Raw genomic sequence first — 16,169 nt, 5'->3', positions numbered from 1 at the left:
AAGACAGGATGACACACGCCAATCTTCCTGCGCATGACTGGCCGGTTTTGGAACCGGGATGGGTCTGGCTCTGCGGTGCCGGGCCCGGTGATCCGGGCCTGCTGACGCTGCATGCACTGAACGCTTTGCGTCAGGCAGATGTGGTGATCTATGACGCGCTGGTGCAGGAGCAGATCCTCGACTGGGCGCCACAGGCCCAGCACATCTACGCGGGCAAACGCGGCGGGAAACCTTCGGCCAAACAGCGCGACATCTCGCTTCATCTCGTGGAACTTGCCCGCGCAGGCAAACGGGTTTTGCGGCTGAAAGGCGGTGACCCCTTCGTGTTCGGGCGTGGCGGGGAAGAGGCGCAGACGCTTGTGCAGCATGACGTGCCTATCCGGATCATCCCCGGCATTACTGCTGGCATTGGCGGTCTGGCCTATGCGGGTGTTCCGGTCACGCATCGCGATGTGAACCAATCTGTCACCTTCGTGACAGGCCATGACCAGTCGGGGAACACGCCCGGATCATTGGATTGGAACAGTATCTCGAAGGGCAGTCAGGTCATCGTGATCTACATGGGCATGAAGCATATCGCTCAGATCGCGGGCAAACTGCTCGCGGCCGGACGACCGGCGACGGAACCCGTAGCGGTGGTAACGACTGCGACAACGGATGCGCAAGACGTCCTTGAAACCACCCTTGGAACAATTGTCGATGACATCGCACAAGCTGGTTTGGAACCGCCAGCCGTCATCTGCGTCGGTCAAGCCGTCCTGATGCGGCAGGTCCTCGACTGGCAAAGCATGGCGTCGGGGGAATTGCCGCGCAACCTTGATCCATTGGGCCGCGGGCGCCCTGCTGAATCAGCCTAGTGATCGCCGCCGCTTCCGAGAGACGTGTGGACGAGGCATCTGACCTCATTGTAACACCATGAGCTTCATCATCGCGGCACCGGCGTCGGGCAGTGGCAAGACCACCATCACCCTTGGCCTTCTGCGCGCGCTTAGCCGCGACGGGGCCGTTCGCGCCGCCAAATCTGGGCCTGACTACATCGATCCGCGCTTTCACGAAAGGGCCTGCGGCGCGCCTTGCGTCAATCTTGACGCCTGGGCGATGTCGCCATCGCGGATCAAGGCGCTGGCTGCCGACTCTGCGCCCTTGATTGTCGAAGGGGCGATGGGGTTGTTTGACGGAGCCCCGCCTGACGGCAAAGGTGCAACGGCCGACCTCGCCCGCATTCTTGGTCTGCCAGTGGTGCTCGTTGTCGATGCGGGCAAGATGGCGGGATCGGTTGCCCCTTTGGTCAATGGGTTTGTTCATCACGACCCAAAAGTGAGAATTGCGGGGGTCATTTTAAACAATGTCGGCTCCCCACGGCATGAGCGGATGTTGCGAAACGCCCTGGAGGATATTCCTGTTTTTGGGGCGCTGCCCCGCATCTCAGAGCTTGCACATCCATCGCGGCATCTGGGTTTGGTGCAAGCGCAGGAAAGACCGGACCTTGAGGCTTATCTTGATCGCGTTGCAGATCTGGTCAGCACCCATATCGATCTTCAAACGCTTATGGTGTTGGATCAGACGGTTCAGCATGCAGAAGCAATATCTCGCATCACCCCGCCCGCACAAAGGATCGCTGTCGCACAGGATGCAGCCTTTGCCTTTATCTATCCCCATATCCTCTCGGATTGGCGCGCCGCAGGGGCCGAGATCAGCTTCTTTTCACCACTGGCCAATGAGGCACCCGCCCCCGCCGATCTGATCTATCTGCCCGGAGGCTATCCAGAGCTGCATGCCGGTCAACTGTCCGCAAATGCGACCTTCCTCGATGCCCTTCGCAGTACGGATGCGCAGATTTACGGCGAATGCGGTGGCTACATGGTGTTGGGTGAAACGCTGACAGATGCCGACGGCACCCTGCACCAAATGGCCGGACTTCTGCCGCTGGAGACGTCTTTTGCCGCCCGCAAACTCCATTTGGGTTACCGGACTTTGAACGCGACAGTGGGGCCGTTTGCGGGCGCATGGAAAGGGCATGAGTTTCACTATGCGACGACGTTGCGGGCCGAAGGTGCGCCGCTATTCACAGCGGAGGATGCCGAAGGTACGCAACTGCTACCGATGGGCTTAATCAAAGGGAATGTCTGCGGCTCATTCGCCCATATCATCGACACGTGCTGATCACCCATTGCACCCGGTGAAGGGTCGGCGTACCGATACGCCATGACCGCTACCGACATCAATGACACCCGCGCCAAGCGCAATGTGGCCGTCCTCGTTCTTGCGCAAGCGATCCTTGGCGCGCAATTGCCCATGATCTTTGTCATTGGTGGCCTCGCGGGGAGCCAACTGGCCACCAATCCCTGTCTGGCGACACTCCCGATTTCATTCATCGTCTTCGGGTCGATGACAACGGCACCGTGGATCAGCCCGCTGATGCAGCGCAACGGGCGGCGGTTCGGGTTTTTCCTGGGTGCCTTTGCCGGGGCGGCCGGGGCACTTGTGGCAGCCTACGGGCTTTACACAAGTTCATTCTTCATGCTGCTGGCGGGATCATATCTGACCGGCATCTATATGTCCGCGCAGGGATTTTACCGTTTCGCTGCTACCGATACGGCATCTGAGGCATTCCGGCCCAAAGCGATCTCTTACGTCATGGCCGGGGGCCTGTTGTCGGCCATCGTCGGCCCACAACTCAACAAGCTGGTGCAGGACGCCTTCATCGTGCCCTTCCTCGGCACTTATGTGGCGATTGCCGTCTTGAACCTTGTGGGCATGCTGCTCTTTTTCTTTCTGGACCTGCCAAAAGGCAGCAAGGCACAGCCCGAAAAGGTCGAGGTCGCGGGTCGGTCGCGACGTGACCTGCTGCGCGAACCACGGATCATCGTCGCAATGATTTGCGGCATGGTCTCTTATGCGCTGATGAACCTTGTGATGACCTCAACACCGCTTGCTGTAGTGGGTTGCGGGTTCACCACGAACAACGCCAATGACATCGTCTCGGCACACGTGCTGGCGATGTTTGCCCCGTCCTTCTTCACCGGCCATTTGATTGCCCGTTTTGGTGTAGAAAAGATCGTGGCAACCGGTCTGGCCATTCTGGCCTTTGCCGGGGTTGTGGCACTGTCCGGCGTGACGTTAGCGAACTTCTACATCGCACTTATCCTCCTTGGCCTCGGTTGGAATTTCGGGTTTATCGGAGCGACGACAATGCTGGCCGGGGCACACAGGCCCGAGGAACGGGGCGTCGTGCAAGGCATGAACGACATGGTGGTCTTCGGCATGGTGACCGTCGCATCGCTCGCCTCTGGCGGGTTGATGAATTGCTCGGGCGGGACCGCTGTGGAGGGCTGGAACGCCGTCAACCTCGCGATGGTGCCTTTCCTAGTGCTGGCCGGTGGATCGCTGATCTGGTTGGTCCGGCAGCCAAAAATGGCGGTTTAGCGCATGTTCTGGCAAAAGACGGCCAGTATCAGTGATGATCTGAAAGATTGGATTATCGACAGTTTCGATTGGGCAGATTCAACTTTCGGTGTCGAGTGGCGCAGCACACGGCAGCTTGTCACACCCACGGCTCAGTTCTTCACCGCCAAATCTGGGCAAACCCCAGAGGTCGCCCAGCAAATCGCCAATGACATCGCCAGGCTTCTGCCACTAGAACAGATCGAGGTTCAGCCCATCGCCAATCTCGCCGCAGAACACCGGCATAACTATCACGACCTTGCTAGTATCGGCGGGACCTATTTGCATGACGATACCGCGCCGCTGATCACTTACGATTCTGATCTCATGGCCACGCCGATCGCCTTTATCAACACGATGACTCATGAACTGATGCATGCCCGCGTCGCGCATCATATCGACACAATGCCAGGCGGTGAGCCGGTTCATGAGCTATCGACAGATCTGCACTGCATCACACATGGTTTGGGTCTGTTTGCTCTTGATGGGCCAGCGCAGATCGGATGGTCAGGCTACATGACGCAAGAATCCCGAGCATATGCATTGGCGGTGTTTCTGGATCGACACGGCGTTGATCCGACGGAGGCATTGAACCGATTGTCGTCCCGTTCGGCCAAAGCGCTGAAACGCGCGATCACTGAACACGCCGCGGACCAAACGGGGAGCTAAACCCACCAGCCCTGGAGCGCCACGCGAGCGAGCCGCAGGCGATCCCTCAGTGGATTGGTCTCTGGCAAACCGCGGGCGACCCCTGCGGGGTCGCGATAAACCTGCCGCAAAACCGGCCCGGCCCTGTAGCCCGACAACAGCGCCGCTGACGCCTTATGCGACACGGCACGCCGCGCCCCGCGCGCATAACTCAAGCCCGCGATCCCCTTCTTTGCCAGCGCGTAGACACCATTTGTCGTCCCATCGACCAGCGGTTTTCGGCTACGCGCCTCCAGTTCCGGCGCGGCGCGAAACAGATTTGCCACGCCGACCGCATAGGCAAACTTGCGCACCGGTTTTTCCTCGGCGGGCCCAAGCAGGCGCGCCGCCGTCCACATGAGATGACCAGAAGTGGCATCAAGGTATTCATCCAGATGTTCGGGCCCTTCAAATGCGTCCTTGTAGATATCCCAGCGGCGCGCCTGCACCAACAAATCGAGGCAACGTGCAGCTTCGGCGTCGAGGACACTGGCTAGAGCGTCGACGACTTCATGCTTGCGGACGGCTCCCGCATTCGCAATTTCCTCCAACGCATCACGCCACCATTGCAGGCGCATTTCGGCAATCATGGGTTCTTCAGTTACCCAGGGGGCGCGGCTGACTTCGACATTGAAAGCATAGAGCGGAAACAGGATTTCCCGGGCTGATACCGGGGCGGCCATCGTTGCACTAAACCGCTCTGGATCGGCCTTTTCGACAAGCTGTGCGCAGGCGTGCAGGCTCACGCCTCGGCCCTGTCCCGGATCAGTTTCCAATTGATGGCATCGACCAGCGCACCAAACGAGGCATCCACTATATTCGCGCTGACGCCTACCGTCGACCAGCGGCGCCCCTGCCCGTCTTCGCTATCGATAATGACACGCGTGACGGCCTCGGTGCCGCCATTGGTGATGCGGACCTTGAAATCGACGAGGCGCATATCGTCGATAATGGCCTGGTAAGGGCCCAGATCCTTGGCCAATGCACGGCTGAGTGCGTTCACAGGCCCTTGATCCGATCCATCCTCGCCCAGACTTTCGCTGACATTCAGCACCTTTTTCCCATTCACTTTGGTCACGACAACCGCCTCGGACAGTGAAACCATCTGGTTGCGCTTGTTTTTGCGCCGCTCGACCGTGACCCGGTAACGTTTGACTTCAAAGAACTCCGGCAGGATCCCCAATTCCTCGCGTGCAAGCAGTTCAAAGCTCGCCTGCGCGGTGTCGTAGGAATAGCCTTGCGCCTCCCGCTCCTTGATCCGCGCGACAATGCGCGGCAGCGCAGGATGGCCCTGCTCCACGGACATACCAGCCTCGGCGAGCCGCGCACGCAGGTTCGACTGCCCGGCCTGGTTCGACATCGGCACGATGCGGCTGTTGCCCACCGTTGCTGGGTCGACATGTTCATAGGTCGCCGGGTTCTTGGCGATGGCAGAGGCGTGCAGGCCGGATTTATGCGCAAAGGCCGACGCGCCGACATAAGGCGCCTGTTTCGCGGGCACGCGGTTAAGGATGTCGTCGAGCATTCGTGAGGCCTTGCGCAGGCCCTTCAAAGCGTCGCGCGACACGCCCGTCTCGAACCGGCTGGCAAAGGGTTCTTTCAATAGCAGCGTAGGGATCAGTGTAGTCAGGTTCGCATTGCCGCAGCGCTCGCCCAGACCGTTAAGCGTGCCCTGGATTTGACGTGCGCCCGCCAAGACAGCCGCGAGGCTGCCTGCAACGGCGTTCTCAGTATCATTATGCGTATGGATCGCGACATTCTCGCCGGGAATGCCGCTCGCGATCACGGCGGTGACAATCTCGGCAATCTCATGGGGCAGCGTGCCACCATTTGTGTCGCAAAGCACGATCCACCGGGCCCCTGTATCATAGGTAGCATGGATGCATTGCAGCGCATAATCCGGGTTGGCCTTGTAGCCATCAAAGAAATGCTCGGCGTCAAAGAGTCCCTCGCGGCCCTGCGCCTTGATATGGGCAAAACTTGCCGAGAGGTTTTCGACGTTCTCTTCCAAGGTGATGCCTAACGCATCAGTCACATGAAAATCATGCGCCTTGCCAACTAGACAGACAGCCGATGTGCCCGCATTCATTACCGCGGCCAACACATCGTCATTCTCGGCCGAGCGCCCCGCGCGTTTGGTCATGCCAAAAGCGGTAAAGGTCGCCCTTGTTTTCGGAGGCGCGGCAAAAAAGGTCGTATCGGTCGGATTGGCACCGGGCCAGCCACCTTCGATGTAGTCCAGTCCCAGATCATCCAGCACAGCGGCAATCTGGTGCTTCTCATCCGCGGAAAACTGCACGCCCTGCGTCTGGGCACCGTCGCGGAGGGTGGTGTCAAAAAGGTAGAGGCGTTCCTTGCTCATGACGGCCGCCGACCCAATTTTCTAGAAAATTGGGCACCTGATGAATTTTCTAGAAAATTCATGCCCATCAGAGGTCTCCCAGCTTGGCGGCATCAAAATCCGGACCGGGCGCCCAGGTTGCCTGACCACCCACATCCGTGACCTGCACGCCAGCGGTAGTCAGAATATCGCGCACTTCATCTGCTCGCCCCCAATCCTTGGCGGCCCGCGCCTTGGCCCGATCTGCAAGCAGCGCATCGACACGCGCAGCAATGGCAGGTGCTATGTCAGGGCCAGCCTCACCACCCTCAAAAAGCGGGATGTCAGCCCAATCCGACACAAGCCCCAGCATCTCCAACCCATGGGCAAAGCCTGCCAGCGCGGCGGGCGTCTTGCCCTTCGACAGAACATGCAGCCGCGCAATCGCACCCGGCGTGTTCAGATCATTGGCCAGCACGCCGATGAACTCTGCATCCGACTGCCATTTGCCATCCGCCTTTAGTGCATCAATCAGCTTTGGCCCAAAGCCATGCCCATGCAGAATGCCATACCATTTGCGCAAGGTCCCCTCGGCCTCTGCCCGGCGGCTTTCGGTCCAGTCCATGGTCTTGCCGTAATTCGTCCCCAGCATCACAAGGCGGATCACCTCGCCCGGCACGCCCTCATCCAACAGATCACGGATCGTGAAGAAATTGCCCAAGCTCTTGGACATCTTCTTGCCCTCAACCTGCAGCATCTCGTTATGGATCCAGTACCGCGCGAACTCGCCCTGGGGATGGGCGCAGCAGGATTGCGCGATCTCGTTTTCATGATGCGGAAATTGCAGATCGTTGCCGCCGCCATGAATGTCAAAGCTCTCGCCCAAAAGATCATGCGCCATGGCCGAGCATTCAATGTGCCAGCCAGGGCGGCCATAACCCCAAGGGCTGTCCCAGCCGGGCTGACCATCACCCGACGGCTTCCACAGCACAAAATCCATTGGATTGCGCTTGTAGGGAGCGACCTCAACGCGCGCACCGGCGATCATGTCATCCGTGGACCGGCCCGACAGAGCACCGTAGTCCGCATAGCTGTCGACCGCAAAGAGCACGTGGCCCTCCGCTTCATAAGCGTTGTCCTTCGCAATAAGGTCCGTGATCATCGTGATCATCTGCGCGATGTAGCCGGTCGCGCGCGGCTCATGCGTTGGGCGCAGTACACCCAGCGCGTCCATATCCTCATAATACCAACCGATGGTCTCGGCGGTGATGTCACCAATCGCGCGCCCGCTTTCCGCCGCACGCGCGTTGATCTTGTCGTCCACATCCGTAAAATTCCGTACGTAAGTAACGTGATCCGCCCCATAAACCTCACGCATCAGGCGAAAGAGCACATCAAAGACCAGCGAAGGCCGCGCATTACCCAGATGCGCACGGTCATAAACCGTCGGCCCGCAGAGATACATCCGCACATTGGCAGGATCGATTGGCACGAAATCCTCGCGCCTGCGGGTTTTGGTATTGTGTAGCCGAATGGTTGTCATAACGCCTCGCAAACGTAGTGCGCCGCGGGCTTAGCAAGTTCAGGTCAGATGTAAAACGTGAAAGAAGAGCCCGCGACAGTGATGTCAGCAGATAATGCAGCAGGGAATGATGCAGATGCTCTTCATGCAGCGGGCATAGCAGGCCGCATCGAAGCGGTCCAGCAAATTCAGCGCAGGCTTTGATCAGACACGCGGTCAGATATCGACAAACTCCGCGTCTTCGACATCCGCAGAGCGGGGTTTATGGCCAGTGCGCCGCTCAAACACCCAGGCCCGTTGCGCGGCCTGATGGGCCAGCTCCGCCTCGCGCAGGAACGCCTCCCGCTCCAGCTCAGCCTCTGACTTGCGAGGCTTTGCCGCTTCATAAAGCTTGGCTGCTGCCGCATTTGGCAAAGGGTCAGGCATGCCGGGCGCGGCAAGACCGGCCATAATCACCGATTGGGCGGCCGCATCTGTCCGCGACACGGGCCGCCGCCGCTCGCGTGCATTGTCCCATGCGGCACCTCGCAGCGCACGATCCTCTTGCCTGCGTCCAATTGAGCGGTCGGTGCACCGCCCACTCTTGATCACGTCAATAAACGCCATGCCGTGTTGATCCCACTCTCACATCCACAAGTGAAGTGTAGCGGCGGCATGTCGAAAAATCCGCTGCTTTCGTGGTGTTTGGTTAATTGTTGGACGCCCTTGCAGACCGGCGCATTCGGCCTAAACTGCCCGCATGACCCGAAGCCTTGTTGACCATATCTGCGCCGCGCTTACCGGTGCCGTCGCATCAGACCCCACGACCGAACTCGACAGTTGGAAGGTAGGCGGCAAGATGTTCGTCTGTTTTGGCGAGCGGATCGATGGTTTTGCCGCCAAGACCGACAGCGTGGACACAGCGCAGATGCTGATTGATGCCGGTGCGGCCACCAAAGCACCCTATTTTCACAAAAGCTGGGTGCTTGTCAGTTTCGACGCCGCAGAGGACGAGATGCGCCACCGCATCCAGTCGTCTTACGACATCGTTTTCAAGGGGCTGACGAAAAAGGCTCAGGCCGAGATTTCGGCTGCATAAGCTTTCATTGCCGCAGGCAACCATTGTGAAAAGCGTGGCGCAAGTCGTTCATACCGCGCGACAAAATCAGAATGTGCCAGATACATATCTGCGAGCCCAGCATAGGCGTTAGGGTCGCAGGCGTCACCCCAGAAATCCGCCATCAAGGCACGATGCTTGTCCAGCATCGGCACGAGCTTCCTGTCACCCGCAACCACACCTTTTTTGAAAGCCCCAACCAACTCCGCTTCACTCTCGCGCAACCGGTCCATCAGTCCTGCGATACCGTTGGGCATCGCAGCCACAGCCTCCTTCGACACGGCGATTTTCACGGCCATGTCAGGGCCATAGGTGTCGATCAACCAATCCTCGTGACCGGTCTGGGTTGCCGCATCAAACGGCGCGTAAAGGTCTTGATCTTGCATGTCAGCCTCCCTCATCAGCGTTGCAATCGTCCGATCAAGGGTGGCCAGCAGGTCCGCCGTCTTGGCTGCCTGCGCTGCCAGCTTTGCGCGATGGGCGCGCAGACGCACCAACGCCTCCGACTCGCTGTCCAGCACATCCGCAATCTCGGCCAGAGACATGCCAAAGGCGCGGTAGAACAGGATTTCCTGCAAACGCAGCAATTCATCGCGGCCATAAATGCGGTAGCCGTTGGCCGCGACATGGGCGGGGCGCAACAGGCCGGTCGCGTCGTAATGGTGCAGCGTGCGCACCGTGACGCCGGACAATCGGGCCAGTTCACCGACCCCGTATTCCTTGATTCGGGTTTTCATACGCCCCTGATGCCGCCTCACGCCGCGTGAGGGTCAAGCATAACTGACGATTTCAAATTCCACACCGTCATGATCAAGAAAATAGAACCGACGGCCCGGTTCGTAGTCGGCATGGGATGTGGGCTCAAACCCCATGGCGATCACCTTCTCTTCCACGACATCAAGATCATCAACGACAACGCCAACATGGTTTATCGCGCCCCGCGTCATATAGCTGGCATCGGCTTTGGGCATGATCTGGTCCGGCTTTGCGCCGGAATAGACCGCAAGGTAGCTGTCATCGTTGCCCACATGCACGGTGTAGCCCGCACCGTCCATCACCGTTCCCTCCCACCTTGTTTTCCAACCGAAAAGCGCGGACAGCATCGCGGCTGTCTTTTTGGGATCCGAGACCGTGATGTTGATATGTTCCAGTTGTGCCATGGTCTTAAAACCCTTTCCGTAACCATTCGTTCACCCGCACGATCACTGATGGCCGGCGCGGTGTGGCCGGTGCCTCAAAGCATCCGCATTCCAGATCATGGCCCCATCCCATACCGTCGCGTTTCAACGCTGTCAGCGCTTGGGCATCTGCACAGTAGCGTTCTGTTGGCTTCTGTCGCATCGCTTTCTCCTCTTTCTATTTGAGTACAAATCTGGTGTAATTTCTCAAGTTAACTTGAGATCAAGGACTTTTTCATGCCCCAGGGTTTGGCTATCGGAGACCTTGCTGACCGCACCGGTTTGGCGGTGTCGGCAATCCGGTTTTACGAAACGCACGGCATCGTCAAACCTCTGCGCAACAAGGGCGGGCACCGCCGTTATGGCCGTTCTGACATTCGGCGACTGTCTTTTGTGATGGCTGCGCAAGCGCTTGGATTTCCACTCTCGGAAATCGCCGAACACCTGCATGCGCTGCCAGATCACAAAGCGCCGACCAAGGCCGACTGGACCCGGATCAGCACCCAATTCCGCAAAGATATCGACGCCCGAATCGCCGCTCTCGAAGAATTGCGCGACAAGCTTGACGGCTGCATCGGCTGCGGCTGTCTGAGCCTGAAATCCTGCGCGCTTTATAACCCCGCTGACATCAAAGGCAAGGATGGAAAGGGGCCACGCAATCTGACGCGTTTGCCTGCTTGACTTTCCGGTGTCATCGCCGTTCCCCTGCGGCGCATGGAACTCTCGACACGTATCACGAATATCACTGGTGGCGGCTCTGATGGGTGGGGTGTGTTTTATCGCGCGCGCCGGATGATCCGCGAGGGCATCAAGGTCACTGAACTCACGATTGGTGAGCATGATATCCGCACCCATCCCGACATCCTTGGCGCGATGCATGCGGCAGCCGTTGCCGGCCATACCGGCTATGCCGAGGTGCCGGGCATCCTCTCACTGCGCGAGGCGGTGGCCGCACGGATTACCGAGCGGACGGGCGTGGCGACAAAAGCGGCCAATATCCTGATCACCCCGGGCGGTCAGGCGGGCCTGTTTGCGGCCCATAATGCGGTGTGTAATCAAGGGGATACCGCGCTCTTCATCGATCCCTATTATGCCACCTATCCGGGCACAATCCGCGCTGTCGGCGCAGAAGCGCGAGCCATTGTCACATCACCTGATACGGCCTTTCAACCAACCTATGAGGCGATTGCGGCACAAGCGGCAGGCGCAAAATCCCTGTTGATCAACACGCCCAACAACCCCACTGGTGCGGTCTACAGCGCCGAGACACTCAACGCCATCGCACGCGCCTGCAAAGAGCATGACCTTTGGCTGATCTCGGACGAGGTTTATGACACGCAGGTTTGGGACGGCGCTCATATCAGCCCACGCACCTTGCCGGGCATGGCTGAACGCACGCTGGTCGTGGGCTCCATGTCGAAAAGCCACGCCATGACCGGCAGCCGTGTGGGCTGGATTTGCGGGCCAGAGGCGGCCATCACACATCTGATCAACCTTGCCACGCATACGACCTATGGCGTGGCCGGTTACATTCAGGATGCAGCCGAGTTTGCCCTTGGGCAGGGTCAACAGGTTGAAGAGGCTGTCGCGGCCCCATTTCTCCGCCGGCGCGCCTTAACGCTTGACGTACTTAAGGGCCAAAACGTCGTCCGCCCTTTGCCGATCCAAGGCGCGATGTACGCAATGCTCGATATCCGGGCGACAGGGCTCAGCGGCGAGGACTTCGCCAATGGTCTGCTCGACGCACACCATATTGCGGTTATGCCGGGTGAGAGCTTTGGCAGCGCTGCCGCCGGGCATATCCGGGTCGCGATGACCGTGGACGATGCCGATTATGTGGCCGCACTCCAGCAACTGGTGGCCTTCGCGCAGAACCATGTGCCGAAATAGCTGCCCGAAATCCGGCGGCAGCGCCCCTGAGAATCGGTTTATGCAGGGCCATGCTTTTTGATCTGCCCTCTGACGATGTGCTTTACGATGCGCTGATCGCGCGTAACCCGGCCTATGAAGGGCAAGCCTTTGTGGCGGTCCGCACGACGGGTATCTTCTGCAGGCTCACCTGCCCTGCCCGCAAACCAAACCGCGAAAACTGCACCTTCTTCGGATCAACCGCAGAATGCTTGGAGGCAGGCTTTCGCCCCTGTCGCCGCTGCCACCCGCTTGGCCCCGCGGCCGAGGCTGACCCCGGCATCACAAAACTCCTGGCGGCATTGGAGGCCGCGCCCACACGCAGATGGCAGGAGCGTGATATCGCGGCGATGGGCCTTGATCCCTCGACCGTGCGGCGCAGTTTCAAGCGGCATTTTGGCGTCACTTTTCTCGACATGGCCCGGCAAAGGCGGCTGGCCCATGGCTTCACCGCCTTGGGCAACAGCAAGGTGATCGACGCGCAGCTGGAGGCGGGGTTCGACAGCCCCTCGGGCTTTCGTGCGGCTTTTGCCAAGCTGCTCGGGCAAGCACCTGCAGAGTTCCAACGCGATGCCCTCTTACAGGCCGCGCATATCGCAACACCGCTGGGTGCAATGATTGCGGTCTGCGATCACAACGCGTTGCATCTTCTGGAATTTGCCGACCGCAAGGCGCTGCCCGCTGAATTGCGGCGGCTGAGGAAGATGGCCAAGGGGCAGATCGGCATCGGCGAAACCGCGATCACCACGCAGGTCAGAGCCGAGCTTGATGCCTATTTCACCGGAACGTCCGGCATTTTCAAAACCGCGCTCGCGCTGCACGGCACGCCCTTCACCAAGAACGTCTGGCGTGCCCTTCAAACGATCAAACCGGGCGAGACGCGCGGCTATGCCGCGCTCGCCAAAGCCATCGGTTCGCCGCAAGCCGTGCGCGCCGTCGCGCGCGCAAATGGTGCCAACCAGATTGCGATCATGATCCCCTGTCACCGGGTGATCGGCTCCAACGGCGCGTTGACCGGCTATGGCGGCGGGTTGTGGCGTAAACAGAAGCTTCTTGAAATCGAACATCTTCACGCAAGAAAGGCCCAGAGATGACACATCCTGCAGAAACGTTCCGCGCATTACATGTGAAGGGCGCGCCCCTTGTTCTGGTCAATGTATGGGACAAAGGATCAGCCAAGATGATGCAGAATATGGGAGCAAAGGCGCTCGCCACATCGTCAGCGGCGCATGCGTTCACGATGGGGCGCCCCGACGGCGGGCAGATCACGCGGGATGAGGCGCTGGCCCATGCAGAAGATATCGTTTCGGTCACCCATTTGCCGGTGCAGGGCGATTTTGAGAACGGCTTTGGTGATGATCCGGCGACCTGCGCTGAAACCGTGCGACTCTCAGCCGAAGTCGGGCTTGCCGGCATTTGCATCGAAGACACGGTTCTGCCGGGCAACGCCGCCTACGACTTTGACCTGGCGGTTGAACGGATCCGCGCTGCCGCAGTTGCGGCAAAGGAGTTGACGCATGATTTTGTGCTGACCGCGCGGGCGGACGGCATCCTGACGGGGCAATACGACACCGACGAAGCGATCAAGCGTTTGCAGGCGTTTGAGGCTGCCGGGGCAGATTGCCTTTACGCCCCGTTACCGCCTAGCCTTGACGATCAGGCGCGGATTTGTGCCGCCGTGGGGGCCCCGGTCAACGCCTTGGTTGCTGGTAGGTTTTGCGCCCATACGCTGGCTGACTTTGCGGATATCGGCGTTGCCCGCGTCTCCCTCGGCTCATCTCTGGCGCGGATCACCCATCGCGTCATGCATGACGCGGCAAAAGCGATGTTTGAAGACGGTCAGTTCAGCCCGCTCAGCGCCGGTATCGGCAGCAACGTCGTCGACCCACTTCTAAAGTAACAATAAGGGCCCGCAGTTTGCGCTGCGGGCCCTTTCTAAACACCCCGGACGGCGGGGTTTGGGGAAGGGACAGACCGTCCGGACTGCTTGTCTCGCCGATTAGAAGCGGAACGAGGCGCGCAATGTGCCTGTAAGCGCTTCGACGTCCAGATCATCGGTGACATAGTCGTCGAACTGGTGCTGCAGCACCTCGCCACCAATCATGAAAGTGTCGCTAAGCAGATATTTCACACCCAGACCGGCAAATGTGCCGTCGTCATCACCGTCAACTGCATCTGTACTAGAACTGGTTCTTGCTTGTGCGACACCGCCGGTCAGATAGGGAAGGAACCGCCCTGCATCATAACCCAGCAACAGCTTGGCACGTGTCACGGTGTCGAGTTCGAATGTGTCATCTGCAATGGCAAGCTCGGGCTCGATATTCGAACCATCAATGTCGAGTTCACCGCCCAGGACGATATTACCAAAATCATACAAATAACCGGCATGTGCACCAAAAAGCAGACCGGATTCATCACCGTCTAGCGCGTCAGTGCCGCCAAGCTCTGCTTCCAACTCACCAAAACCCAACTGAGCACCAGCGTAAAAACCAGTCCAATCTGTTCCTACTGGTGCGACCGGCACAGGTGCGACGGGCACCGGAGCGGGGGTTGCTACAGGCTCTGAAAGCCCGCCAGCAGATGCCATACCTGCAACAATGGCCAGGGGAGCGGCCAGCATGCTCGCACGAACGGCTTTGAATGTCGGTTTCATTTTTATCTCCGTTATTCGGGTTGTCGTGCTGTACAAGTGACATCGAAAAACACAACCACAATGCCCCTCACGCGGCTGTGATCGCAACCGGCGGCTTTGAGCGGAAGCCTTCAAAGAAGTTGGGCCAAATACCGCTTATTTTTGACACAATTACAGTGTTTCGGCGGTATTGTGTCGCAATCGGCGGAAATACGCGGTAAATTGTGGCGAAACCTTGGCGCGCTATGCTGGCTGTGACAGCCGCCCGCCGGTCGTGGGGGCAGCTGTTCCGGTCGTCCCTGGCGCCGAAATGGGCAGACCTTTGGCGCTGCGGACGGCAAGATAGGCAAATGCCTGCGCCTCGATCATATCGCCATCCAGACCGGCCTTTTCAACAGGTTCGACACCACATTCCAGAGTGGTCTTGAGCGCCTGCATCAGCGTCTGGTTCTTCCGTCCACCCCCGGTCACCAAAAGCTGCTGTGGCAGCGAAGGACAGCGAGCCAATCCGACCGCTACGCTTGCAACGACGGCCTGCATGAGCGTCGCCATCGCATCGGCATCCGAAAGCGCGGCGACCGCTTTGGTGAGCGGCGCAAAATCGTCCCGGTCCAGTGATTTTGGCGGCGCTTTGGCAAAGTAGGGATGAGCGAGGAAGTCCTGGACGATCGCATCACTGGCAGTACCCGCGGCTGCCAGCGCTCCACCCTGATCAAAAGGCTGGTTTCGGCGCGCCGACATGATGTCGTTCATGGGCGCATTGGCGGGTCCCGTGTCAAAGGCCAGAAGCGCACCGGGATCGGCGGGGTCGGCAAACCGGGGATCGATCCAGGTCAGATTGCCGACACCACCCAGGTTCAAAAAAGCCAACGGCGCTGTGGCATTGATCCATTTGGTCAGGGCAAAGTGATAAAACGGCGCGAGCGGCGCGCCCTGCCCGCCTGCGCGCATATCCGCGCTGCGAAAGTCCCACACGACGGGCACGCCAAGCGCATTTGCCAGTCGCGCACCGTCGCCACATTGATGCGTACCGCGCCCGCCCGGATCGTGGGCCAGCGTCTGGCCGTGGAAGCCTGCCAATTCCACACCCGCAAATTCGCGCATTAGCGACAGATGAGCCTTTTCAACCACGGCGGCAGCGACGCTCACATCATCGTCGGCCCACAAGCCCAAATGCTGGCGCAACACGTCGCGCTCATCATCAGCGTAAGCCCGATAATCGCTTGGGCCAAAATCCAAAATCTTAACGCCATCCGTCACCAGGACTGCAGCGTCAACGCCGTCAAGCGATGTGCCCGACATCGTGCCCAATGCCGTAACGACAGCGTCCCTCAACATATGCTTTCCCTTGCCAAACGACCTCTCTATAGACTGCCCCACGC

At 59.4% G+C, this 16,169-nt stretch carries 18 protein-coding genes; 9 read left to right on the top strand and 9 right to left on the bottom strand.

Features of this window, described 5'->3' with window-relative positions:
• Positions 1 to 8 precede the first annotated feature (8 nt).
• Genes cobA through SLH47_RS13820 form a run of 4 tightly spaced genes read left to right on the top strand, consistent with a single transcriptional unit; the run spans position 9 to position 4,113 of the window.
• Positions 9 to 857, top strand: a complete 849-nt coding sequence (gene cobA, locus SLH47_RS13835; protein ID WP_320240143.1) for a uroporphyrinogen-III C-methyltransferase — start codon at positions 9 to 11, stop codon at positions 855 to 857.
• Between the two features lie 58 nt (positions 858 to 915).
• Positions 916 to 2,163, top strand: coding sequence for a cobyrinate a,c-diamide synthase (locus SLH47_RS13830; protein ID WP_320240142.1), 1,248 nt, complete (start codon positions 916 to 918; stop codon positions 2,161 to 2,163).
• A gap of 42 nt (positions 2,164 to 2,205) precedes the next feature.
• A complete protein-coding gene (locus SLH47_RS13825) occupies positions 2,206 to 3,426 on the top strand; it encodes an MFS transporter (protein WP_320240141.1) in 1,221 nt (406 codons plus the stop codon).
• 3 nt (positions 3,427 to 3,429) lie between these two features.
• Positions 3,430 to 4,113: a hypothetical protein gene (locus SLH47_RS13820; protein WP_320240140.1), complete on the top strand. Its 684-nt coding sequence runs from the start codon at positions 3,430 to 3,432 to the stop codon at positions 4,111 to 4,113.
• Here the strand turns inward: SLH47_RS13820 and SLH47_RS13815 are convergent.
• The 4 genes from SLH47_RS13815 to SLH47_RS13800 form a co-directional block, all read right to left on the bottom strand.
• On the bottom strand, positions 4,110 to 4,877 hold the full coding sequence (locus tag SLH47_RS13815) for a squalene/phytoene synthase family protein (protein ID WP_320240139.1): 768 nt from the start codon (positions 4,875 to 4,877) through the stop codon (positions 4,110 to 4,112). The genes SLH47_RS13820 and SLH47_RS13815 overlap by 4 nt on opposite strands.
• Positions 4,874 to 6,493, bottom strand: a complete 1,620-nt coding sequence (gene cimA, locus SLH47_RS13810) for a citramalate synthase (RefSeq protein WP_320240138.1) — start codon at positions 6,491 to 6,493, stop codon at positions 4,874 to 4,876. The genes SLH47_RS13815 and cimA overlap by 4 nt, the downstream gene beginning before the upstream one ends.
• A 67-nt stretch (positions 6,494 to 6,560) precedes the next feature.
• Complete coding sequence (gene cysS, locus SLH47_RS13805) at positions 6,561 to 7,994, bottom strand: cysteine--tRNA ligase (RefSeq protein WP_320240137.1); 1,434 nt, start codon at positions 7,992 to 7,994, stop codon at positions 6,561 to 6,563.
• Positions 7,995 to 8,189: 195 nt separating this feature from the next.
• Complete coding sequence (locus SLH47_RS13800) at positions 8,190 to 8,579, bottom strand: hypothetical protein (protein WP_320240136.1); 390 nt, start codon at positions 8,577 to 8,579, stop codon at positions 8,190 to 8,192.
• A 133-nt stretch (positions 8,580 to 8,712) separates the two neighbouring features.
• On the opposite strand from SLH47_RS13800, the gene SLH47_RS13795 reads away from it, so the two are divergent.
• Positions 8,713 to 9,051, top strand: coding sequence for an MmcQ/YjbR family DNA-binding protein (locus SLH47_RS13795; protein WP_320240135.1), 339 nt, complete (start codon positions 8,713 to 8,715; stop codon positions 9,049 to 9,051).
• Here the strand turns inward: SLH47_RS13795 and SLH47_RS13790 are convergent.
• From SLH47_RS13790 to SLH47_RS13780, 3 genes are read right to left on the bottom strand one after another with little or no spacing between them, the layout of a single operon-like run.
• Positions 9,027 to 9,806 carry a MerR family transcriptional regulator gene (locus SLH47_RS13790; protein WP_320240134.1) on the bottom strand — a complete coding sequence of 260 codons (780 nt, stop codon included), beginning with the start codon at positions 9,804 to 9,806 and terminating at the stop codon, positions 9,027 to 9,029. The two genes, SLH47_RS13795 and SLH47_RS13790, sit on opposite strands and share 25 nt — an antisense overlap.
• A gap of 33 nt (positions 9,807 to 9,839) precedes the next feature.
• The gene (locus SLH47_RS13785) at positions 9,840 to 10,229 is read right to left on the bottom strand and encodes a VOC family protein (RefSeq protein ID WP_320240133.1); all 390 of its coding nucleotides are present in this window, start codon (positions 10,227 to 10,229) and stop codon (positions 9,840 to 9,842) included.
• Positions 10,230 to 10,233: 4 nt separating this feature from the next.
• A complete protein-coding gene (locus SLH47_RS13780) occupies positions 10,234 to 10,410 on the bottom strand; it encodes a hypothetical protein (protein ID WP_320240132.1) in 177 nt (58 codons plus the stop codon).
• Between the two features lie 74 nt (positions 10,411 to 10,484).
• On the opposite strand from SLH47_RS13780, the gene soxR reads away from it, so the two are divergent.
• From soxR to SLH47_RS13760, 4 genes are read left to right on the top strand one after another with little or no spacing between them, the layout of a single operon-like run.
• Positions 10,485 to 10,928, top strand: a complete 444-nt coding sequence (gene soxR / locus SLH47_RS13775; RefSeq protein WP_320240131.1) for a redox-sensitive transcriptional activator SoxR — start codon at positions 10,485 to 10,487, stop codon at positions 10,926 to 10,928.
• A 33-nt stretch (positions 10,929 to 10,961) separates the two neighbouring features.
• The gene (locus SLH47_RS13770; RefSeq protein WP_320240130.1) at positions 10,962 to 12,137 is read left to right on the top strand and encodes a pyridoxal phosphate-dependent aminotransferase; all 1,176 of its coding nucleotides are present in this window, start codon (positions 10,962 to 10,964) and stop codon (positions 12,135 to 12,137) included.
• A gap of 50 nt (positions 12,138 to 12,187) precedes the next feature.
• A complete protein-coding gene (locus SLH47_RS13765; RefSeq protein ID WP_320240129.1) occupies positions 12,188 to 13,249 on the top strand; it encodes a trifunctional transcriptional activator/DNA repair protein Ada/methylated-DNA--[protein]-cysteine S-methyltransferase in 1,062 nt (353 codons plus the stop codon).
• Positions 13,246 to 14,055: an isocitrate lyase/phosphoenolpyruvate mutase family protein gene (locus tag SLH47_RS13760; RefSeq protein ID WP_320240128.1), complete on the top strand. Its 810-nt coding sequence runs from the start codon at positions 13,246 to 13,248 to the stop codon at positions 14,053 to 14,055. The genes SLH47_RS13765 and SLH47_RS13760 overlap by 4 nt, the downstream gene beginning before the upstream one ends.
• Positions 14,056 to 14,154: 99 nt before the next feature.
• On the opposite strand, the gene SLH47_RS13755 is transcribed toward SLH47_RS13760, so the two are convergent.
• Both SLH47_RS13755 and SLH47_RS13750 read right to left on the bottom strand, forming a co-directional pair.
• Positions 14,155 to 14,808 carry an outer membrane protein gene (locus SLH47_RS13755; RefSeq protein ID WP_320240127.1) on the bottom strand — a complete coding sequence of 218 codons (654 nt, stop codon included), beginning with the start codon at positions 14,806 to 14,808 and terminating at the stop codon, positions 14,155 to 14,157.
• A gap of 222 nt (positions 14,809 to 15,030) precedes the next feature.
• Positions 15,031 to 16,125: an anhydro-N-acetylmuramic acid kinase gene (locus tag SLH47_RS13750; protein WP_320240126.1), complete on the bottom strand. Its 1,095-nt coding sequence runs from the start codon at positions 16,123 to 16,125 to the stop codon at positions 15,031 to 15,033.
• Positions 16,126 to 16,169 lie beyond the last annotated feature (44 nt).

This window comes from Cognatiyoonia sp. IB215182, from assembly GCF_033963905.1.
Lineage (GTDB): Bacteria > Pseudomonadota > Alphaproteobacteria > Rhodobacterales > Rhodobacteraceae > Yoonia.
This window is presented reverse-complemented; position numbering and strand designations above follow the sequence as displayed.